Annotated in this window: 23 protein-coding genes and 1 pseudogene; 20 read left to right on the top strand and 4 right to left on the bottom strand. The window is 70.6% G+C overall.

All coding sequences use genetic code 11. From position 1 onward, the window contains the following. The first annotated feature begins 170 nt into the window (after positions 1-170). The 13 genes and pseudogenes from MQH10_RS11190 (at position 171) to MQH10_RS11250 (ending at position 10,294) form a co-directional block, all read left to right on the top strand. Positions 171-1,654 (top strand): annotated as a pseudogene (locus MQH10_RS11190) (cryptochrome/photolyase family protein). Continuing rightward, positions 1,654-1,803, top strand: coding sequence for a DUF2256 domain-containing protein (locus tag MQH10_RS11195; protein ID WP_242564143.1), 150 nt, complete (start codon positions 1,654-1,656; stop codon positions 1,801-1,803). The pseudogene MQH10_RS11190 and the gene MQH10_RS11195 overlap by 1 nt, the downstream one beginning before the upstream one ends. A gap of 58 nt (positions 1,804-1,861) precedes the next feature. Beyond that, on the top strand, positions 1,862-2,638 hold the full coding sequence (locus MQH10_RS11200) for an arsenate reductase/protein-tyrosine-phosphatase family protein (RefSeq protein WP_242564144.1): 777 nt from the start codon (positions 1,862-1,864) through the stop codon (positions 2,636-2,638). Then, the gene (locus MQH10_RS11205) at positions 2,622-3,011 is read left to right on the top strand and encodes a VOC family protein (RefSeq protein WP_242564145.1); all 390 of its coding nucleotides are present in this window, start codon (positions 2,622-2,624) and stop codon (positions 3,009-3,011) included. The genes MQH10_RS11200 and MQH10_RS11205 overlap by 17 nt, the downstream gene beginning before the upstream one ends. 135 nt (positions 3,012-3,146) lie before the next feature. Beyond that, positions 3,147-3,902, top strand: a complete 756-nt coding sequence (locus MQH10_RS11210) for a hypothetical protein (protein ID WP_242564146.1) — start codon at positions 3,147-3,149, stop codon at positions 3,900-3,902. Positions 3,903-3,939: 37 nt separating this feature from the next. After that, positions 3,940-4,320 (top strand): DUF6152 family protein, encoded by a 381-nt coding sequence (locus MQH10_RS11215; protein ID WP_242564147.1) that lies wholly within the window; start codon positions 3,940-3,942, stop codon positions 4,318-4,320. Between the two features lie 7 nt (positions 4,321-4,327). After that, on the top strand, positions 4,328-5,092 hold the full coding sequence (locus MQH10_RS11220; protein WP_242564148.1) for a hypothetical protein: 765 nt from the start codon (positions 4,328-4,330) through the stop codon (positions 5,090-5,092). Next, positions 5,092-5,502 carry a DUF6152 family protein gene (locus MQH10_RS11225; protein WP_242564149.1) on the top strand — a complete coding sequence of 137 codons (411 nt, stop codon included), beginning with the start codon at positions 5,092-5,094 and terminating at the stop codon, positions 5,500-5,502. The genes MQH10_RS11220 and MQH10_RS11225 overlap by 1 nt, the downstream gene beginning before the upstream one ends. A gap of 87 nt (positions 5,503-5,589) precedes the next feature. Next, positions 5,590-6,426 (top strand): ABC transporter permease, encoded by an 837-nt coding sequence (locus tag MQH10_RS11230; protein WP_242564150.1) that lies wholly within the window; start codon positions 5,590-5,592, stop codon positions 6,424-6,426. Beyond that, entirely contained in the window at positions 6,423-7,175 is a 753-nt protein-coding gene (locus tag MQH10_RS11235; RefSeq protein ID WP_242564151.1) for an ABC transporter ATP-binding protein, read from the top strand. The genes MQH10_RS11230 and MQH10_RS11235 overlap by 4 nt, the downstream gene beginning before the upstream one ends. A gap of 793 nt (positions 7,176-7,968) precedes the next feature. Beyond that, complete coding sequence (locus tag MQH10_RS11240; RefSeq protein WP_242564256.1) at positions 7,969-9,084, top strand: hypothetical protein; 1,116 nt, start codon at positions 7,969-7,971, stop codon at positions 9,082-9,084. Continuing rightward, on the top strand, positions 9,081-9,524 hold the full coding sequence (locus tag MQH10_RS11245; protein ID WP_242564257.1) for a hypothetical protein: 444 nt from the start codon (positions 9,081-9,083) through the stop codon (positions 9,522-9,524). The genes MQH10_RS11240 and MQH10_RS11245 overlap by 4 nt, the downstream gene beginning before the upstream one ends. After that, the gene (locus MQH10_RS11250; protein ID WP_242564152.1) at positions 9,425-10,294 is read left to right on the top strand and encodes a glycosyltransferase family 4 protein; all 870 of its coding nucleotides are present in this window, start codon (positions 9,425-9,427) and stop codon (positions 10,292-10,294) included. Before MQH10_RS11245 ends, MQH10_RS11250 begins: the two co-directional genes overlap by 100 nt. On the opposite strand, the gene MQH10_RS11255 is transcribed toward MQH10_RS11250, so the two are convergent. After that, entirely contained in the window at positions 10,291-11,487 is a 1,197-nt protein-coding gene (locus tag MQH10_RS11255) for an MFS transporter (protein WP_242564153.1), read from the bottom strand. The genes MQH10_RS11250 and MQH10_RS11255 overlap by 4 nt on opposite strands. A gap of 162 nt (positions 11,488-11,649) precedes the next feature. Here MQH10_RS11255 and MQH10_RS11260 point away from each other — a divergent pair, with 162 nt between their 5' ends. The 3 genes from MQH10_RS11260 (at position 11,650) to MQH10_RS11270 (ending at position 13,656) form a co-directional block, all read left to right on the top strand. Beyond that, the gene (locus MQH10_RS11260) at positions 11,650-11,790 is read left to right on the top strand and encodes a hypothetical protein (protein WP_242564154.1); all 141 of its coding nucleotides are present in this window, start codon (positions 11,650-11,652) and stop codon (positions 11,788-11,790) included. A 5-nt stretch (positions 11,791-11,795) separates the two neighbouring features. Then, entirely contained in the window at positions 11,796-12,902 is a 1,107-nt protein-coding gene (locus MQH10_RS11265; protein ID WP_242564250.1) for a glutamate carboxypeptidase, read from the top strand. Between the two features lie 97 nt (positions 12,903-12,999). Continuing rightward, a complete protein-coding gene (locus MQH10_RS11270; RefSeq protein WP_242564155.1) occupies positions 13,000-13,656 on the top strand; it encodes a DUF4118 domain-containing protein in 657 nt (218 codons plus the stop codon). Positions 13,657-13,659: 3 nt separating this feature from the next. On the opposite strand, the gene MQH10_RS11275 is transcribed toward MQH10_RS11270, so the two are convergent. Continuing rightward, positions 13,660-13,929 carry a hypothetical protein gene (locus tag MQH10_RS11275; RefSeq protein WP_242564156.1) on the bottom strand — a complete coding sequence of 90 codons (270 nt, stop codon included), beginning with the start codon at positions 13,927-13,929 and terminating at the stop codon, positions 13,660-13,662. A 118-nt stretch (positions 13,930-14,047) separates the two neighbouring features. Between MQH10_RS11275 and MQH10_RS11280 the strand changes: the two genes are divergently transcribed. After that, entirely contained in the window at positions 14,048-14,449 is a 402-nt protein-coding gene (locus MQH10_RS11280) for a hypothetical protein (protein WP_242564157.1), read from the top strand. On the opposite strand, the gene MQH10_RS11285 is transcribed toward MQH10_RS11280, so the two are convergent. After that, a complete protein-coding gene (locus MQH10_RS11285; protein WP_242564158.1) occupies positions 14,446-15,708 on the bottom strand; it encodes an MgtC/SapB family protein in 1,263 nt (420 codons plus the stop codon). The genes MQH10_RS11280 and MQH10_RS11285 overlap by 4 nt on opposite strands. 80 nt (positions 15,709-15,788) lie before the next feature. Here MQH10_RS11285 and MQH10_RS11290 point away from each other — a divergent pair, with 80 nt between their 5' ends. The 3 genes from MQH10_RS11290 to MQH10_RS11300 are packed head-to-tail and all read left to right on the top strand — an operon-like array spanning position 15,789 to position 18,778. After that, positions 15,789-16,592 carry a class I SAM-dependent methyltransferase gene (locus MQH10_RS11290; protein WP_242564159.1) on the top strand — a complete coding sequence of 268 codons (804 nt, stop codon included), beginning with the start codon at positions 15,789-15,791 and terminating at the stop codon, positions 16,590-16,592. 30 nt (positions 16,593-16,622) lie between these two features. Beyond that, positions 16,623-17,729 (top strand): 2OG-Fe(II) oxygenase, encoded by a 1,107-nt coding sequence (locus MQH10_RS11295; RefSeq protein WP_242564160.1) that lies wholly within the window; start codon positions 16,623-16,625, stop codon positions 17,727-17,729. 8 nt (positions 17,730-17,737) lie between these two features. Continuing rightward, positions 17,738-18,778 (top strand): tetratricopeptide repeat protein, encoded by a 1,041-nt coding sequence (locus MQH10_RS11300; protein WP_242564161.1) that lies wholly within the window; start codon positions 17,738-17,740, stop codon positions 18,776-18,778. Here the strand turns inward: MQH10_RS11300 and MQH10_RS11305 are convergent. Then, a complete protein-coding gene (locus MQH10_RS11305) occupies positions 18,764-20,626 on the bottom strand; it encodes a tetratricopeptide repeat protein (protein WP_242564162.1) in 1,863 nt (620 codons plus the stop codon). The two genes, MQH10_RS11300 and MQH10_RS11305, sit on opposite strands and share 15 nt — an antisense overlap. Positions 20,627-20,646: the final 20 nt, after the last annotated feature.

The raw sequence follows: 20,646 nt of genomic DNA on the forward strand, positions 1-20,646 counted from the left end.
AGGCGACGCCGCGCGGCGTCAGGCGCCTCTTGGGTGGGCTTCGCCCGCGCATCCGCGCGTGACGGGCGCCCGTACCATCACCCGCTTCCGCCGCCCCGCCTCAAGGAACCCCCGCCCTGTCGACCCTCCGCGTGATCCTCGGCGACCAGCTTTCGACGCGGCTGGAGGTGGTGGCGGGGGCGGATAAGGCCGCCGACACGTTCCTGATCGCCGAGGTGATGGCCGAGGCGAGCTATGTGCGCCACCACGTCAAGAAGATCGCCTTCCTGTTCTCGGCCATGCGCCACTTCGCGGCGGCGCTGCGGGCGGCGGGCTATCGCGTGCGCTATGTGGCCCTGGAGGACGCGGGCAACAGCCAGAGCCTTGAGGGCGAGATCCTGCGCGCCGTCGAGGACCTTGCGCCCGACCGGGTGGTGGTGACGGAGCCCGGCGAGTGGCGGCTGGCCGAGGCGTTCGAGGCTTTGCGGCTGGCGCTGGCCGCGCCGCTGGAGATCCTGCCCGACACCCGGTTCCTGTGTTCGCACGCCGAGTTCGACGCCTGGGCCGAGGGGCGGCGCGAGCTGCGGATGGAGTACTTTTATCGCGACATGCGCAGGCGCCACGGGGTGCTGATGGAGGCGGACGGCAAGCCGCCGGCGGGCGCTGGAACTATGACGCCGACAACCGAAAGCCGCCGGACAAGGGGCTGGCCGGCCCGCCCCGGCTGAGCTTCAAGAAGGACGCCATCACGCTGGAGGTGCTGGACCTGGTGCGCCGGCGGTTCCCGGACGGCTATGGCCAGCTGGAGCCGTTCCATTTCGCAGTGACGCGGCGCCAGGCCCTGAAGGAGCTGGACCACTTCATCGCCCACATCCTGCCCGGCTTCGGCGACCACCAGGACGCCATGGTGCGCGGCGAGCCCTATCTGCGCCATTCCCTGCTCTCGGCCTATCTGAACGCGGGCCTGCTCTATCCGCTGGAGATCTGCCGGCGGGCGGAGGCGGCCTGGCGGGCCGGGGCCGCGCCGCTGAACGCCGTGGAGGGGTTCGTGCGCCAGATCCTGGGCTGGCGGGAATTTGTGCGCGGGATCTATTGGCGGTTCATGCCGGGCTATCTGGAGCGCAATGCGCTCGACGCCCACGAGCCCCTGCCCTGGCTCTATTGGAGCGGCGAGACGGCCATGGCCTGCATGGGCGAGGTCCTGGCCCACACCCGCGAGCACGCCTATTCGCACCACATCCAGCGGCTGATGATCACCGGCAATTTCGCCCTGCTGGCCGGGCTCGATCCCAGGGCGGTCCACGCGTGGTACCTGGCCGTCTATGCCGACGCCTATGAGTGGGTGGAGGCGCCCAATACGCTGGGCATGGCGCTGCACGCCGACGGCGGGCTCCTGGCCTCAAAGCCCTATGCGGCGAGCGGGGCCTATATCCGCCGGATGAGCAATTACTGCGGGGGCTGCGCCTATGACCCCACCGTGTCGGTGGGCGAGCGGTCCTGTCCGTTCAACGCGCTTTATTGGGACTTCATGGCCCGCCACCGGGAGCGGTTCAGCCGCAATGCGCGGATGCCCTACGTCTATTCCACCTGGGACAAGATGGGGGAGGCCAGGCAGGCGGCCCTGCGGGAGCAGGCTGAGGCGCATCTGACCGCCATGCGGGCGGGGCGGCTCTGATGGCCCGGCGCGTCGCCAAGGCCGACCTGCCGGCCAAGACCTGCGTCGTGTGCGGCCGGCCGTTCGTCTGGCGCAAGACGTGGGCCCGCGTCTGGGACGAGGTCCGCTACTGCTCCGAGGCCTGCCGTGGGCGACGGTCGAAGGCGTAGGGGTGGAACGCATCAAATGATCTTGATGCATCAATCCTGATTGATGTATTTAGAGGGCATGACCCCGTCCGCGCCCCCCGCCGTCCTGCAGCTCGCCGGCCACCCCTTGCGGTGGCGGCTCTTGGGAGAGTTGGCGCGCAGCGACCGCATGGTGCACGAGCTGACCGGCCTGGTGGGCGAGCCGCAGAACCTGGTCTCCTACCACCTGGCCAAGCTGAAGGCCGGGCGGCTGGTGTCGGCGAGGCGCAGTTCGGCCGATGGGCGCGACACCTATTACGGCCTGGACCTGGAGCGGGTGGGCCGCGAGCTGTCGGCGGCGGGTGGGGCCCTGCATCCCGGCCTGAAGCTGATCCCGCCGGCGCGGGGCGAGGCGATCGCGGGACCGGTCAGGGTGCTGTTCCTGTGCACCGGCAACAGCGCCCGCTCCCAGATGGCCGAGGCCCTGGCCCGGTCGATGTCGGGCGGGGCGATCGAAGCCTTCAGCGCCGGCAGCCACCCCAAGGCCCTGCACCCCAACGCGGTGCGGGTGATGGCCGAAACCTATGGCCTGGACCTGTCGGCCCAGACCCCCAAGTCGGTCGAGGTCTATGCGGGCGAGGATTTCGACTGGGTGATCAGCCTGTGCGACCGGGTGCGCGAGGCCTGCCCCGTCCATCATGGCGAGCCCCAGCTCGTCCACTGGAGCCTGCCCAATCCCGCGACCGGCGAGGACGACGCCGTGACCTATCCCCTGTTCCAGGCCACCGCCGCCGAGCTCGAGACCCGTATCGGATATCTGCTGGCCCGCCTGGCCGCCCCTGATCCTGAAGGAGAGTCCTATGACCGAACCGCGTGAGATGGTGAGCGTGCGCTACATGGTCGACGACGTCGCCGCGGCGGTCGACTTCTACACCGGCCTGCTGGGCTTCGAGGTGCTGACCAGCTTTCCGCCGGCCTTCGCCGACGTGGCGCGCGGGCCCTTGCGGCTGCTGCTGAGCGGGCCGGCGAGCTCGGCCGGCCGGCCCATGCCCGACGGGGCGGTCCCCGGCCCCGGCGGCTGGAACCGCATCCACCTGATCGTCGACGACATCGAGGCCGAGGTCGCCCGGCTGAAGGCCGCCGGCGCGCCGTTCCGCAACGAGATCCTGTCGGGTCCCGGCGGCAAGCAGGTGCTGCTGCGCGACCCGGCCGGCAATGTGGTCGAGCTGTTCCAGCCGGCCGGACGCTGACCCCGGCCCGGCCACCCCCTGGTTCCGTTTGAAAGTGCTGCCAACGCCCGCCCGGAAGACGGGGGTCGGGGGCTCGCTAAAGTGGTCCCCGGGGCCTGAGTGGTCGGCCCCGCGCGGGTTCGCGAAGGGGGCGTCATGGCAGGCATCGGGCAGTCCCACGCGCGCGCCGTCTCGGTCCTGGCGTTCGGCCTGGCCCTTGCCGGCGGATCGGCCGCGATCGCCGCCCCGGCCCCCGGCCTGACCGCGGTCTGGCTGCTCGACCAGCACACCTATGACCACCAGGAAGAATTCCGCCCGCCCCTGAAACCCGAGGTCAAGGCGATCGCCGACGCCAAGCGGGCCAAGCGCGAGAACGGCGGCGCGGTGCTCTCGGACAATGGCAAGAAGTGCCTGCCGGTCGGCATGCCCAGCATGGTGACCAACGAATTCGCCCTGGAGATCCTGGAGACGCCGGGCCGGGTGACCATGCTGTCGGAGAGCAGCACCCTGCCCCGCACCATCGCGCTCGACCGCAAGACCCACCTGACCGACCAGGAGCCCAGCTGGAACGGCGACGCCATCGGCCACTGGGAGGGCAAGACCCTGGTGGTCGAGACCACCGGCCTCAATGACCGCATCAGCCACATGCCCTTCGGCTTCGGCGGGGTGATGTCGCTGACCACCAAGATCACCGAGCGCTACAGCCTGGCGGACGGCGGCCAGACCCTGGTCAACCAGATGACCTTCGACGATCCCAACGTGCTGATCGCCCCCTGGACCGTGACCTACAGGTACCACCGCACCGAACCCAGAACCCAGCTGTGGGAATATGTCTGCGAGGTCGACGCGCCCGGCTGGTCGGAGCGGTTCCAGGGGGACCCCGACTACAAGAAGCCGCCCGGCGACCAGTGACCGCGCCCTGCCCCCCGACCCTTCCCCGGAGCCCTTCATGACCCTTCGCCGCACCGCCCTGGCCGGCCTTGCCGCCTCCGCCGCCCTGACCGCCAGCGGGGCCGAGGCGCACCACGCCTTCAACATGTACGACAACGCCAAGTACGTGCCGCTGGAGGCCACCGTGGTGTCCTTCACCTGGCAGAATCCGCACGCCATGCTGCAGGTGGTGGCGGCCATGCCGGACGGCACGACCGAGGCCTGGACCGTGGAATGCTCGGCGCCGAACATCATCGGCCGCCGCGGCTGGTCGGCCAAGTCGCTGAAGGCCGGGGACAAGGTGCCGCTGGTCCTGCACCCCATGAAGAACGGGGCCAAGTACGGGCTGATGGTCAAGGTGACCACGCCCTCGGGCCAGGTCCTGAACGACAAGATGTGAGGACGCCATGACCCTGCGCCTCCATCGACCGATCCTCGCGGGCCTGACCGCCCTGATGCTGGCCGGAACCGCCCATGCGGCGCCCGACCTGACCGGCTTCTGGGACTATCGCGGGCGGGTCGAGGCGGCCCGGGATTCCAATCCGCCGCCGGTGGTTCCCGAGCTGGCCGCCCGCCGCGCCAAGGCGGCCAAGGCGCGCGAGGGGGGCTTCGTGCGCAGCGTCAGCAACATGCTGTGCCTGCCGACCGGCTTCCCGGCGATGATGCAGTGGAAGTCGCCGATCGAGATCCTGGCCGGCGCCGGCCGCCTCGTGGTGCTCTCCGAGCATGATCCAGGCAATGACGAGCCGCGCACCATCTATCTGGACCGGCCGATGCCGGCCGATCCCGACACCTCGTGGAACGGTTATTCCGTCGGCCATTGGGAGGGCGAGACCCTGGTCATCGACACGGCGGGCTTCAACGACCGGGGCGGGGTGTTCGGCCTGCCGCGCGGGGCCACGACCAAGATCACCGAGCGGCTGCATCTGGAGGACGGCGGCAAGACCCTGATCGACGCCCTCACCGTCACCGATCCCAAGACCCTGACCGCGCCCTGGACCGTCACCCTGAAATACGACCGCATGCCCGCCGACACCGAGCGGTTCGAGGCGGTCTGCGAACCCGACCTGGAGGCCCTGAAGGCGACCGACCTGAAGGCCATCAAGGACATAGACAGCGAGGCCGCCCGCATGCTCGACCCCAAGCTCGCCTATAATCCGGGGGCCAAGTGATGGGCGCGACGTCCATGATCGCCCGCCGCGGGGTCTTGACCCTGGGCCTGGCCGCCCTGGCGCTCGCCGCCCCGGCCCAGGCGCACCACAGCTTCAACATGTTCGCCCTCGACAAGACCGTGACCCTCACCGGCACGGTCACCGAGTTCCGCTGGAGCATGCCGCACGTCTGGCTCTATGTCTTGGCGCCCGGCAAGGACGGCGGCCAGCCGGAGACCTGGGGCTTCGAATGCCACGCCCCGAACCTGGTGGCGCGCAAGGGCTGGAAGCACGACAGCTTCAAGCCCGGCGACAAGGTCAGCATCTTCATGCACCCGATGAAGGACGGCAGCCGGGCCGGCAGCGTGATCTATGTGACCACCGCCGACGGGGTGCAGATGTGGAACGCCGACTCCGTCTCGGCGCCGTAGCGACCCCGGGCCGCGCGCCCGGTCCGGGCGCCGTGCTTGCACCGCAAAATGCGACCTGTTACCAGCGCCCACTCGTCAGGAGCCTGAATGCAGATCGCCGAACACATGCTGCGCACGGGCCGCCGTGGAACCCTGCATGAGTTCAGCATGGCGCTCGCGGACCTGCGGGCCTCCACTCACAAGGCGGGACTGGCCTGGTCGCTCGCCTGGCACGACGTGGTGTCGCGCTATCGCGGCTCGATCCTGGGTCCGTTCTGGATCACGCTCTCCATGGCCCTGATGGTCCTGGGCATCGGCTTCATCTATTCGAAGCTGTTCCACATCGCGCTCGACGAATTCATGCCGTGGGTCGCCATCGGCATCGTCTTCTGGGGCATGATCTCGCTCACCATCATCGAGGGCTGCGACACCTTCGTCGCCGCCAAGGGGATGCTCAGCCAGACCTCCCTGCCGATGTTCACCTTCATCTGGCGGACGGCCTTCCGGAACCTGATCAACCTGGCGCACCACACGGTGATCATCGTCGGCGTGCTGATCTGGTACGGCTATTGGCGCAAGGCCAATGTGCCGCTGGCGGTCGTGGGCCTGGCGCTGACGCTGGCCAATGTCATCTGGATCAGCTTCGCGGTGGCGCTCGCCTCGGCCCGGTTCCGCGACATCCCGCAGATCGTCGGCTCGATCATGCAGTTCGCGATCTTCCTGACCCCGGTGTTCTGGCTGCCGGGCCACGGCATCTTGGCCAAGCACGCCGTGCTGGTGTTCAATCCCTTCTTCCACATGCTGGACGTCATTCGTTCGCCGCTCATGGGGCGCATGCCGTCGGGCTTGAGCTACGCCGTCCTGGCGACCATGGCCGTGGTCGGCTGGACGGCCACCTTCTCCGTCTTCGCGGTCATCCGCCGCCGGATCGTGCATTACCTATGAAGCCGCCCCCGGTCTCGATCACCATCACCGACCTGACCATGCGCTTCCCCGTCTATGGGGTGGACGCCAAGTCGCTGAAGAAACACCTGGCCCGCGTCGCGGTCGGCGGCCAGCTGGGCGCGCACCATGGCGCGACCGACGTCACCGCCATCCAGGGCCTCAATCTCAAGCTCAAGGCCGGCGACCGGCTGGGCCTGATCGGCCACAACGGCTCGGGCAAGACCACCCTGCTGCGGGCGCTGTCGGGCGCCTATGAGCCGGACGAAGGCACGATCGAGGTCAATGGCCGCATCGCCCCGCTACTGGACCTGAGCCTGGGCATCGACCCCTCGGCCACGGGGCTGGAGAACATCCGGCTGCGCGGGCGCATCGCCGGCCTCTCCGCCAAGGAGATCGAGGCCAAGATGGACCAGATCGGCGCCTTCACGGGCTTGGGTCCCTTCCTGGCCATGCCGCTCAAGACCTATTCCGCCGGCATGCAGGCGCGTCTCGCCTTCGCCGTCGCCACCGCCGTCGACGCCGACGTGCTGTTGATGGACGAATGGATCGCGGTCGGCGACGCCCAGTTCCAGAAGATCGCCCACGCCCGGCTGCTCAGCCTGGTGGAGCGGGCCGGCATCCTGGTGCTGGCCAGCCACGACCTCGACCTGATCCGGCTCTACTGCAACAAGGTCATGCGGATGGACGCGGGCGTGGCCTCGCCCATGGTCGACGTCAAGAAGATGGACCAGCTGCTCGCCGCCGCCTGACGGGACGAACCTGGCCTGCTACATCTGCCCACCGGTCAGCCTCTGCGCGGGAAGCCCTTGGACGTCGTCTTCACCATCGTCTCGCGCAATTACCAGGCCCAGGCTCAGACCCTGATGGACAGCCTGGCCGCGGCCGAGCCCGGTCTGCGCCGGGTGGTGGTGGCCTCCGACGGGCCGATGACCTTCGCCGATCCGGACATCGAGGTGCTGGACGCCGGCGACTTCGTCCCGAACTTCGCGGCGATGAGCGCCTATTACGACGCCATCGAACTGAACACCGCCATCAAGCCGCACGCGTTCAAGACCCTGCTGGCGCGGCCGCAGATCGGCCAGGCGGTCTATCTGGACCCCGACATCTTCGTCTATCGGCCGCTGGCGGCCGTGCGCGAGGGCCTGGTCCGGGCGCCCCTGGTGCTGACGCCGCACCTGACCCGACCGCTGAAGGGCGAGGCCAATCCCTCCGACCGGGTGATCCTCGCCTCGGGGGCCTACAATCTCGGCTTCATGGCGGTCCGCGACGAGCCACAGATCACGGCCCTGCTGGACTGGTGGGGCGCGCGGCTGGAGTTCGACTGCCGGGTGGATTTCGCCGCCGGCCTGTTCACCGACCAGAAGTGGATGGACCTCGCGCCGGGCTTCGTCAGCGACCTGGCGCTCCTGCGGACCCCAGCGCTGAACCTCGCCTACTGGAACCTGGAGGAGCGGGTCCTGGCCAGGACGCCGAGGGTTGGACCGTCGATGGCGAGCCCCTGGTGTTCTTCCATTTCTCCGGCTTCGACCCGGCCCGGCCCGAGTGCTGTCCAAGCACCAGGACCGCATCCGGATCGCGCCCCGATCGCCGCTGGCCAAGCTCTGCGCCGACTACGCCAAGGTCATGCTGGCCAATGGCCATGCCAGCGCCAGCGCCACGCCCTATGGCCACCGCGCCCTGCCCTCCGGCCGGCTGGTGACCGCGGCCGAGCGCCGCCGCATGCTGGACGCCGCGCGCCGGGGCGAGGATTTCGGCGGTGGCCTGACGCCGGAGGCCGAGATCTGGCTGGACGCGCCGCGGGCCACCACCCGCAGCCCCGCGACACCGCCTGAGGCGCCCTGGCTGGCCGGCTCTGAGGAGCTCGCCCAGGCCCTGATCACCCAATGGCCGCCGCCGGCGATCGGCGCCCTCTTGGCGGCGCGCAAGGACCTGCGCGAGCGCTTCGCGACCGACGAGGCCGGGCTCAAGGCCTGGCTGATCGGGCCCGAGGCCCTGGCCGGCCGGTTCGATCCGCGCTTCCTGGGCGAAGCCATCACCCCGGACCTGGCCGCCCGGGCGGCGGCCTATGCGCTGGGCGAGACCTTGGATCCCGAACTGGCGGCCTATGGCCTGGCCGGCCGGGCCGGATGGCCGCCGGCGGCGCGGCCGACCCTCGACGCCCCCACCATCATGGCGCGCGGCGTGCCCTTCCCGCGGCTGTTCCTGAAGCTGTGGGAAGCGCGGACCGACCTGCAGAAGCTGTTCCCCCTGACCGGCCTGAAGTCGCGGTTCGGATTCCTGCGCTGGCTGATCGGCGGCGGCCTGGCCGAGGTCGGGATCGACGTCGCCGACCTGCCGGCCAATGTGCGCAGCCACCCGGCCTGGCGGCTGGCCGTCCTGATGAGCCGCCCGGCCGCGCCCTTGGCGCGCCGGCCCCAGGGCCACGGCGAGGCGCGGCGGCTGCATGTGGTGGAGACCTGGCGGCCTGATCTGGCCCTGGGCGACGAAGTGGTGTTCGAGGCCGCGACCGACCGGTTCCGCACCGCCGCCGGCGATCCGGCCGCCCCGCCGGCCCGCGTCGCCCAGGTGGTGTTCGCCACCGATCCGGGCCTCGCCCCCGCCGACGCGGTCGCCCTTTTGGCCCAGGGGGTCGCCTGGCGCTCGGCCGCGCGGCCGTGAGCCTGTTCGATCCCGCCCGCCGGCTGTGGCGCCGGCTCGCGCCCTCCGGCCTGCGCAACGGGGCCCAACCCCTGCTCGGCCGCCTCCTGGAGGCCCAGGTGCGCAAGGCCGCCGCCGCGCCGCATGAGGCGCAGAGCTGGCGCGGCCCGGTGCGGGTGGTGGGCTGGTTCGAAGCCTCTCACGGCATCGCCGCCTCCGCCCGCCAGGCGGCGCGGGCCTTCGAGGCCCTAGGCGTGCCGGTTGAGCGGGTGGATGTCACCGGCGCCCGGCTCGACTGGCTGCCGCCGCCCCAGCCCAAGCTGCCGGCCGCCCCTGGATCTTCCACCTCAATCCGCCGGAGATGGTCGCGGCCCTGGCGAAACTCGATCCCCGCCGTCTGCAGGGCCCGCGCTATGGCTACTGGGCCTGGGAGCTGCCCAAGGCGCCGGCGGCATGGATGAAGGACGCGGGCCTGGTGGAGGAGATCTGGGCGCCCAGCCGCTATACGGCCGAGGCCTTTGGGGACGCCGCCGCGCCGGTGCGGGTGGTGCCGCATCCCTTCTTCCTGGAGGACTACCGCGACATCCCGCCCGAGCCCCGCCCGCCGGGCTTCCTGGCCGTGGCCCTGTTCGACTTCAACTCCTCGGCGGCGCGCAAGAACCCGGAGGGGGTCATCGCGGCCTTCGCCAAGGCCTTCGGCGAGGACGCGGGCGCCCAGCTGATCCTGAAGACGCAGAACGGCGCGCGCTTTCCCCAGGCCCTGGCGGCCCTGCGGGCCCTCGCCCCGGCCAATGTGACGATCGAGGACGCCACCTGGTCCTATGGCCGGGTGAAGCGCCTGATCGCCGCCGCCGACGTGCTGGTGTCGCTGCACCGGGCGGAGGGCTTCGGCCTGACCCCGGCCGAGGCCATGGCGCTGGGCACGCCAGTGATCGCCACCGCCTGGTCGGGCAATCTGGATTTCATGGATGAGACCTGCGCCCTGATGGTCCCCGCCCGGTCCGTGCCGGTGGAGGACCCGCAAGGCATCTATCGCGGGCAGATCTGGGCCGAGCCCGACCTGGAGGCCGCCGCCGAGGCGCTGCGCCGGCTGCGGGTCAAGCCGGAGCTGGGCCGGCGCCTGGCCGAGGCCGGCAAGCGACGGATCGCCGAGCGGCTGTCCCCCCAGGCGTGGTTCACCACCCTGCCCGACACGGTGAAGCAGGCGGCGATGGCGGCGACGCGGGGCTAGTCCTCGACCGGCTTGCCGATCGTCATCAGGCCCCAGACCGCCGCCGCCGCGATCAGGGCGGCGGGGATCATGGCGGCGAACACCTGGTCGGGGCTGTAGCCGTCCGCGCGCAGGTTCCCGGCGAGGATCGGCCCGGCGATGGAGCCCAGGCGTCCGACGGCGATGGCAGCGCCGGCGCCCGCGGCGCGGATCGGGGTCGGATAGTAGATCGGGGCGAGCGCGTAGAGCACATAGAGCCCGCCCACAACCATGAAGCCGGACGCCGCCGCCCAGACCAGGATCAGGGGCAGGCCCGCCGCATTGGCCAGGCCGTAGAGCGCGCCGGCCAGGGCCAGGAACATGAGGGTCGCGGGCCAGCGGAACCCGACCCGGTCGGCCAGCCAGCCCAGAACCAGGGCGCCCACGATCGAGAAGCCGTTGAACCAGAGCGAGGCGGTCGCCCCCTCGGCCGGGGTGAAGCCCTTGGCCACCACCAGGGTCGGCAGCCAGTTGAGCAGCAGATAGGTGACCAGGAGGTCCAGACCGAACACCACCCAGATCAGCAGGGTCGGGATGGCCCGGCCCTTGGCGAAGACGCCGGCCACCACCCGCCGGTCGGCGTCCGGCGCGTGGGTCGGGCGGGTCTCCGGCAGCAACAGCAGGATGACCGGGGTGAGCAGCAGGGGCAGGGCGCCGCCGATCAGGAAGATCAGCCGCCAGTCCATCATCTGCTGGCCGTGGTGGGCGATCAGGGCGACCAGGGAGCCGCCGGCCGGGAGGCCGCAGAACATGCTGGTGGTGGTCGCCGCGCGCCGGCTGACCGGGCTGATCTCGGTCGCGATGGCGATGAGGTTGGGCATGGCCCCGCCGAACCCGACCCCGGTCAGGAACCGGGCGAGGGTCAGGGTCTCGAAGCTGTTGGATAGCGCCGTGGCCACCGAGAACAGGCCGAAGGCGGCGACCGCCACGGCCAGGACCGGCCGGCGCCCAACGCGGTCGGCGATCCAGCCGCCGCCGAGCGCGCCCAGCATCAGCCCGGCCATGGTGGCCGAGCCCGCCCAGCCCATCTGGCCGGGATTGAGGTGCAGCAGGGGGGCGAACTGGGGCGCGGCGATGCCGAAGGCCTGGATGTCGTAGCCCTCCAGGGCGGCGATGAAGAAGCAGATCGCCACCACCAGGCTGGAATTGATGCGTGTCTCGGCCGCGGCGGCCATGGCGTCCTCCCCCTTGGAACCGCGGCCATCTGAACCTGAACCGGGGGCGAAACGCCACACTGGATGCAGTTGAGCCTGCCCTGCCGCACCGGCGCGCGCCGCCCTTGCCCGCCGCGCGACGCAGGGTCATTGTCCGCGCCTGTTTCGATATTGGGGTGCGCGATGACGACTTCCACCTGGCTCTGCGGCGCGGCGACGGCGGCGATGGTTCTGGGCCTGGGCGGCGCCGCCCAGGCGGCCGGCAAGGACGCCAAGGTCTGGGCCGCGGCCGAGGCGCGCGGCCCGCCCAGCTGGAGCTCTTGAAGCAGGTGGTGAACATCGATTCCGGCACCGGCGACGTCGAGGGCGGCCGCAAGGTCGCCGCCGTGCTGATCCCGCACCTGAAGGCCCTGGGCATGACGGTCGAGAGCGTGCCCGCCGAGATCGACGGCCTGCCCGAGAACACAGTCGCCACCCTGACCGGGACCGGCAAGGCGAAGATCCTGCTGATCGGCCACATCGATACGGTATTCGGGCCAGGCACGGTGGCGGGCTGGCCGTTCAGCATCGAGGGCGATGTCGGCCATGGCCCCGGGATCACCGACGAGAAGGGCGGGGTCGTCGAGGGCGTCTTCGCCCTGAAGCTGCTCAATCAGCTGGGCTTCAAGAACTTCGCCAAGATCACCTTCCTGATCGAGACCAGCGAAGAGCGCGGCTCGCCCGGCACCCGCAAGCTGATCGACAAGCTGGTGCATGAGCACGACGTCGAGCTGAACCTGGAGCCCGGCGATTCGCCCGACGTGATCACCGTCTGGCGCAAGGGCTCGTCGACCATCGACATCGACGTGAAGGGCCGCGCGTCCCATGCCGGGGTCGCCCCGCAGGACGGCCGCAATGCGGCGACCGAGCTGGTCCACCAGCTGGCGACCGTCGACCAGTTCCCACATTCCGGATCGGGCACGACGGTCAATCTGACCATCATCAACGCCGGCTCGCGCTACAACATCATCCCCGAGGACGCCCGCGCCCAGATCAATGTGCGGATCCGCTCCAAGGCCGACCTGGACGCGGTGGTGGCGGGCTTCGAGAAGTCCGCCCAGACCACGGTGGTGCCCGACACCAAGGTGACGGTGACCCGCGAGAACTCCTTCCCGCCCCTGCCCAACAATCCGATGACCGACGCGCTGGCCGCCCGGGCCCAGGCGATCTACGCCCCGCTGGGCCTGACGCTGGGCCTCGGCGGCAATGGCGGCGCCTCCGAATCAGCGCTCGCCTATGAGGCGGGTATCCCCGCCCTGGACGGGTTGGGCCCGGTGGGCGGCGGCTTTCACTCCACCAAGGAGTTCATGGACATGAAGTCGGTCACGCCCAGGCTGTACCTTCTGACCAAGCTGGTGATGGAACTGGGCGCCGCGCCGCCCAAACCGGCGCGATAGGGCTGGACTGCCTGCAACAACCCGTTATGGGTGGACGTTCGCCAGAGCATCGCACTTGACCGACCAGCGTTCGATTTTCCAAAGCAGATCCAGAGACTTGGCCGCGGACCAGGAGCGGTTGCGATATGTCTCGGCGGTCAGCCTGGTGGCCACTGGCCTGGTGCTGCGGTTCCTGCTGACCCCGGTCTTCGGGACCACCCAGATCTATACGGTCTTCTATCCGGTCGTGCTTTTGTCGGCCTATGCGCTCGGGCCGCGGCCGGCCATGCTGGCGACCGGCCTCTCGGCGGCGCTGGCCTATTGGTGCTTCGCGCCACCGGTCTTCGAGTGGAAGCTGACCTGGGCCAATGTGGTGGGCGTGGCGCTGTTCGTGGCCACCTCGGCCATCGCCATCTATCTGATCACCGGCCTGATCCGCGCCCTGGAGGCTCTGGCCCTGCGCCAGGCGGCCGCCGAGGCCCGCGCCCGTGACGAGGCCGAGCGGCTGCAGGACCTGTCGAGCCAGGTGACAGACCATCTGCGGCAGGTCTCCGGCCTGCTGGCGATCCAGGCCGAGGGCCAGCGCGACCCGGCCCTGGCGGCGGCTCTGGAGCGGGCCTCGGCCCATTCCCTGCGGATCGCCAATCTGCATCATGATTTCGCCGGACGGGTGGGCGTCGTCATCGATCCCGAGGCGGCGCCGGTATCGCCCGCGCCTTCATCCGCCGAACCCGCCCTGATCCTGCCGCCCGCCGCGGCCGCGGTCGCCCGCTGAGCTTCAGCCGTCGAGGCGCTCAGGCCGCAGATTGAGCACGCCCTTGCGCTCGAGCTCGATCAGCATCTGATCGATCTGGCTGCGCAGTTCGAGCATGCCGTCGGGGCTGAGGATCAGGAACCCCGACTTCACCAGATGCTCGCGCCCCTGGCCGTCGGTGACATTGGCCGCCAGGGCCACGCGGAAGGTCCCGGCCTGGAAGCCGAGGCCGGCCACCTGGTCGCCGAAGATCATCGGAAGGTCGAATTCCGGCAGGCCGGGCTGACTGGACATGGTGGGAACCTCGCATGATTCCCGAAGGATTTCCCCACGCCCTGGCGCCCGGCGGCGCGGGAGGCTTAGATGGGCGTGCGTCGGATCGACCCGGCGCCGCAGCACCGACGACCGAGCCATGACGACCGAGCCAATTCAGCCCTATCCCGACACCGGCCTGCTGGCCGTCGGCGCCCGACTGGCGTTTGGCGTGACCGCCCTGGCCATCTTCATCGCGATCATCGCCCCGGGCTGGCTGCTGCCCAAGGTGCTGCACTCGCACTATCTGGAGCATTTCGCGGCCTTCTACATTGCGGCGATCGCCGGGGCGGCGGCGATGCCGCGCGTCCAGATCCGGCGCATCGGCGTCGGCTATGTGGTGTTCGCCGCGGCGCTCGAGCTCTTGCAGGTGTTGCGCGGCCTGCCCCACGACCGGGCCTGGAACAACCTGATCGCCGATACGGGCGGCATCGCCGCGGCCCTGGCGCCGGTGGTGGTGGAGCGGTTTCGCGCCCGTTTCGCGCCCCGCCCCGCGGCCTAGAGACCGAACCCGCCGCCCTGCAGGACCGCGCCCGCCCACAGGCCGGCCAGCAGCACCGCGGCCCCGAGGCTGACCCGCACCCCATAGGCCCGGCCGCCGAGCACGAAGGCGGTCGGGGCCTTGACCAGCATGTTGGTCGAAAGCCCCAGCAATACGCCCGTCGCCGCGGCACGGTCGGAGGCCGCCCCGCTGAGCGCAAGCGCGCCCATGGACACCGCCGCGGCGTGAGCGTCCACCAGGCCGGTCAGGGCCGCGCCCGCCAGGATCCCGGCCTCGCCGAGCCACAGGTCCAGACCCCGCGCCAGCATCGTGAACAGGGTGACCAGCACCACGAACGTGAGGGCGACCTTGAGATTGAAGGCCCGTCCCGGATCGACCCGCTCCTCCAGCGCCCCGACGCTGCGACGGGCCAGGAGGGCTGAGTAGACCAGTATGCCCAGCCCGCCGGCCGCCATCGGCACGGCCAGGATGATCATCAGCTGGGGCCGGGCGGCGGCGACCAGGGCGCAGAGATAGGCCAGGCTGGAGAGCATGGAGGCGACCCCGCCCGCCGCCGCGGAGGGGACCAGGCGCGCGTCGCCGCGGGCGCGGCCGGCCATGGCCGCGATGGTCGCGGTCGAGGAGATCAGGCCCCCGGCCAGGCCCGCCACCAGGAGACCATAGCGCGCCCCGGCCAGGCGCAGGGCGACATAGCCGAGCGCGCTCAGCCCCATCAGCACCACCACCGGCCGCCAGAACAGGAAGGGATTGATCAGGCCCCAGGGATCCACGGCGCGATCGGGCAGCAGGGGCAGGACGACGAGGGCCGCGATCGCGAAGCTGAGGCCGTCGAGCAACTCCTGCTCGCTCAGGCTCTCGCGGACCAGGTGGTGCAGGGGCGTGCGCCAGGCCAGGAGGGCGGCGACCACCACCCCCGCCTCTCCGGCCAGGACCGGGCGGTTGGCGGCGATGACCCCCAGCAGGAAGGTGGCGAAGAAGGCGACCTCCGTGGTCAGGCCCGGATCGCGCCGCTCGCCCAGGAGATAGCCGGTCAGGACCGCCGCCCCGATCATCAGGCCGGCGACCGCCGTCAGCAGCGGCTGGCCGAGCAGGCCGACACCCCCGCCGATCAGGCCGGCCAGGGCGAAGGTCCGCAGGCCGGCATAGCCCCTGGCCCCGCCCTCGCCCTTGCGGCGTTCGCGATCGACGCCGATCAGCAGGCCGACGGCGAGCGCCACCAGCATCCGCCCCTCGGGCCGTTCAAACAGGCTGGGCGGCACGGCGTAAGACCTTTCTGGAGTCGGACCGGTCAAATCGCCATTTGGCTTGATCGCGCTTGGCCAACCCGGATAGTTCCCCGATGAACATAAACCAGACCGTCGCGACGATGCTCAAGCAAAGGGTCGCGGACGAAAAGCCGCTCGACTCGATCGATGAGCTCAACAACGTCCTGCGGCTGATGGCCAAGTGGCGATCGGCGATCATCGCCAACACCTATTTCCAGCACCACGGCCAGACCATCCTACAAGGTCCGTTCCAGGGCATGACCTATGTCAAGGAAGCGACCGAAGGCGCGCTGATCCCGCGGCTGCTGGGCACCTATGAGTGCGAGCTTCACGCCGACATCGCCGCCTTCGCCACCCAGGGCCTGGACTGCGTGATCGATGTGGGCTGCGCTGAAGGCTATTACGCCGTGGGCCTGGCGCGGATGATGCCCGGGGTCACGGTCCACGCCTATGACATCGACCCGCGCGCGCGCGCCGCCTGCGCCCAGCTGTCGGCCGTGAACGGGGTGAGCGATCGGGTGAAGATCGGCGGCGAGTTCGCCCCCGACGGCTTCCAGGCCTTCGCCGACCAGCGCTGCCTGGTGATGGTCGACACCGAGGGCGCCGAACTGGACATCCTGCAGCCCGACAAGAGCCCGGCCCTGGCGCGGATGAGCATCATCGTGGAGACCCACGATGTCTACCGGCCCGGCGCCCTGGCCGGGCTGATGGCGCGGTTCTCGCCCACGCACGACATCGTCCGCATCGACCAGCAGGGCAAGACCATGCCCCTGCCCGCCTGGCTCTCCGGGCTCGGCCACCTGGACCACCTGCTGGCGGTGTGGGAATGGCGCACCGCGCCGACGCCGTGGCTGGTGATGCGGCCCAAGGCGGCCTAGACGCCTCAGCCATCCGGCCGGAGACCTGCGATGACCGACTTCGCCCGTGGCGAGCCCGCCCCCTGGTTCACCGCCCCGACGGAAAGCCAGCCGGCCTTCGATTTCGCCAGCCTGGGGGGCCAGTACGTCCTGATCGGCTTCCTGCCCCTGGACGACGCGACGCGGGTCGGGGCGCTGAAGATGCTCGCCGCCCACCAGGGCCTGTTCGACGACAAGACCCTGACCGCCCTCGCCGTGCTGCGCGACGAGGCGACCATCGCCCAGGTCCGCGATCAGCGCGGCCTGCGCTGGATCCTCGACCGGGACGGTGCGGTCAGCCGGCTCTATGGCGCCCTGGACGAGGCGGGCGCCCAGACCTGCCACTGGGTCCTGCTCGATCCCACCCTGCGGTTGCTGGCCAAGGCCCCGGTCGGGGCCGAGGCCGGCCTGTTCGCCGCGCTTTCCACCCTGCCCCCGCCGCAGGATCACGCCCGCACCCCGCTGTCGGCCCCCGCCCTGATCACGCCCAGGGTGTTCGAGCCCGAGCTCTGCCGGCGGCTGATCGCCCTCTATGACCAGACCGGCGGCCGGGCCTCGGGGGTCATGCGCGACGTGGACGGCAAGACCGTCGCGGTGATGGACCCCTACAAGAAGCGCCGCGACGTGCTGGTCGAGGCGCCGGACCTGCGGGCGGAACTGCGCGACGCCCTGCGCCGGCGGCTGGTCCCGGAGATCGCCAAGGCCTTCTGCTTCGAGGCCACCCGGATCGAGCGCTATCTGGTCGCCTGCTATGACGCCGAGGAGGGCGGCTTCTTCCGCCCCCACCGGGACAACACCACGCGGGGCACGGCCCATCGCCGGTTCGCGGTCTCGATCAACCTCAACAGCGAGGACTTCGAGGGCGGCGACCTGAGATTTCCGGAATTCGGACCTCAGACCTACCGGGCGCCGACCGGCGGCGCGGTGGTGTTCGCCTGCGCCCTGCTGCACGAGGCCCGCCCGGTGACCAAGGGGCGGCGCTACGCCTTCCTGCCGTTCCTGTACGACGAGGCCGCCGCCCAGGTGCGCGAGGCCAATCGCGCTCATCTGGGCGAGCAGCGGGAGGGCGCGGCCGGCCTGACCGCCGAGGCCGAGGACCGCCTGGCTCCGGCGACCTAAGGCCGCCGATGTCGATCGACAGCCAGTTCCAGGCGGCGGCGGCGGCGCAATTGGCCGGGGACTTCGCGCGGGCCGAACAGCTCTACCGCGCCCTGGTCGCCGAGCGCCCCCTGTGGGCGAACCATAATCTCGGCGTGCTGCACACCTCGCTCGGCCGGTTCGAGGCGGCGGAGCAGGCCTATCTGGCGGCCCTGGAGATCGATCCCGCCGCCGCCTTTCCGCGCCACGCCCTGTCGCGCCTGTGGCTGGCCCAGGGGCGCTATGCGGAGGCCTGGCCTCTGTTCGAGGCCCGGCGCGAAATCCCCAGCCTGAACATCCCGGCGCCGGTCCTGCCCTATCCGGAGTGGCGCGGCGAGGACCTGACGGGCAAGCGTCTGCTGGTGCTGTCCGAGCAGGGGATCGGCGACCAGATCCAGCTGGCCCGCTTCTTTCCGGACCTGCGGGCGCGGGGCGCGGAGATCACCTATTTCAGCCTGGCCAGCCTGGCGCGGCTGCTGGACGGGCGGGGGGCCAAGATCCTGACCAGCGTGCCCGCCGGCCGGGCGCCCGCGGCCGACTACTGGATCCTGAGCTTCAGCCTGCCCCTGCGGCTGGGGGTGACGCGCCAGACCCTGTCGGGCGGCGCCTATCTGGAGGCGGACGGCCCACGGACCGGCGGAGTCGGGGTGGTGACGCGCGGCAATCCCGGCCACGCCAATGACCGCAATCGGTCCCTGAGCGGACCGGCGGCCGACCGGCTCGCGGCCCTGGGCCGGGATCTCACACCCGAGGCGACCGGGGCGCGGGATTTCCACCACACCGCCCGGATCGTCGCGGGCCTGGATCTGGTGATCGCCGTGGACACCTCGGTCGCCCATCTGGCCGGCGCGATGGGCAAGCCGTGCTGGGTGCTGCTGCCCGCCATGGACGTCGACTGGCGCTGGGGGCTGAGCGGCGACGCGACCCCCTGGTATGACAGCCTGAAGCTCTATCGGCAGGAGACAGCGGGGGACTGGGCGCCGGTGCTCGACCAGGTCGAGGCCGACCTGGCCGCCTTAGGGCTGGGCTAGGGCCAGCACGTCCGCCAGCTCCAGCGCCTTCAGGTCGCTGGCCATGATCGCCGCATGGTTCTCCCAGACCGCCCAGACCAGATCGACGACCTCGCTGCGCAGTGGCGTCGTCGCGTCCCCGAACAGGCGCTGATCGACATCCAGCGCCAGGGCCTGGCGACTGAGCGACAGGCGCACCGCGTCGTCTTCGATCACCCGCAGCGCGGCGGCGACATAGGCGTCCTCGTCCGCCGCGATCGTCCAGGCCGGCAGGTCCAGCATGCGCAGCAGCATGGCGTCGGTCATGCCATGCGGCTCGGGCCGCTCCATCGCCACCACCGGAAGACCGAGGCGTAGGCCGTCGACGACGCTGTGCAGGCCGCCGAAGGGATAGGGGCTGAGGATCAGGTCGCAGGCCGACAGGGCCGCCTGATAGGCCTCGTAGTTCAGGGTCGGATGAAGGGTCACCCCGGCCAGGGTCCGCACCGCGCCGCGCCGGAACGCCTCGATCGAGCCGCCGCGGGCGTTGGGGAAGAACTGGAACTCGACCGGCCGGGTCGACTCCGCCTGGATCCGAGCCAGCAGGGTGAGAAAGCCGGGGTTCAGCTTCAGCATGTTGCTGGGCGCCGCGATCCGCACTGGATCGGCGCGCTCGCGCACCTGGTGCGGCGGAAAGACCACGCCCGGCGGCCGCTCGAACCTCAGGCTCTCGTCGGGCAGCATCAGCACCTTCTCGCCGAACAGCGCCGGGTCCGACACATAGCCCTTCTCGATCAGGTAATAGTCGAGGGTCGGGCAGAAGGTGGAGGCCGAGTGGCCGATCGCCGTGAACTGCAGGGGCGCGAGCCTCAGATTGGCGAAGACCGGCCCCCAGTGGCGCATGCCCACGCTGAGCCAGAACACCGCGTCCGGGGCGATCCTGCGGAACTGCGCATAGATCTCCGGCAGGTGGACGCCGTTGGCCTGGCGCTCGAAGGTCACGACCTCGTCGAACAGGGCCTCGACATGGGCGTCGACCTCGATCTTGTCGGTCAGCAGCACCAGGTGGAAGCGGGTGCGCAGCTGACGCAGGTACTGGCCGAAATAGCGGTACTGCACATGGCGGGCGTGCATGATCTCGGCGGCGACCAGCATCAGGGGCTTGTCGCGCGGCGGGCGGGCCGAGGCCGGCAGATCCTCAAATCCCATGGCGTCGCACATGCGGCGCAAGGTGCGGTTCAGCACCGCCTTGAGCGCATGCTTGCGGGGCCCGGACGCGTAGCTGCAATCCATCCAGGCGATGGAGATCAGGACGATGGCGCGCAGGCGGATCTCGGGGGTCAGGCCCTCGATGCGGGGCGCTGCTTCCAGCAGGGCTTCCCGTCGGGCCGCCCCGGCCAGGGTGCGGACGGGCGACTGGATGATCAGCGACAGATAGGACAGCAGAGCCAGGTCCGGGGGCAGGTCGAACAGGGCCTGGAAATCGATGTCCAGGCGGGTGTCCAGATCGAGCAGGGCCAGATAGGCGGCGAGCTTCGAGCGGGACGCGCCCCGCGCCTGGGCCAGGCCCTCGGGAAACAGGGCCAGCAGCCCCGGCTCGGCCCCGTCGAAGTCACTGCCCGCATAGAGCCGGACAAGGTCGCGGTGGGCGAAGAGGAGCCGCAGGAGCGTCGCCTCCTCCATCTCCAGGTCCGGCGCGCTCAGCAGGGTCGTGAACACCGCCGCCAGCCGCGTATAGGCCAGGCGCGTGGCGGAAATGTCCGGCGCGGACCGGTAGCCCGCGCGCACCGGCGCGTCACCGGTCAAGGCGCCCAGGGCGTCCAGCGCCAGGTCCAGGGCGTTCGGCGCGCGCCCATAGGCGGCCCGTTCGACCTCGGCGATATTGATCATGACGTCCGGGCTCCGGCCAT

Source organism: Phenylobacterium aquaticum, from assembly GCF_022695515.1.
GTDB classification, from domain to species: domain Bacteria; phylum Pseudomonadota; class Alphaproteobacteria; order Caulobacterales; family Caulobacteraceae; genus Phenylobacterium; species Phenylobacterium aquaticum.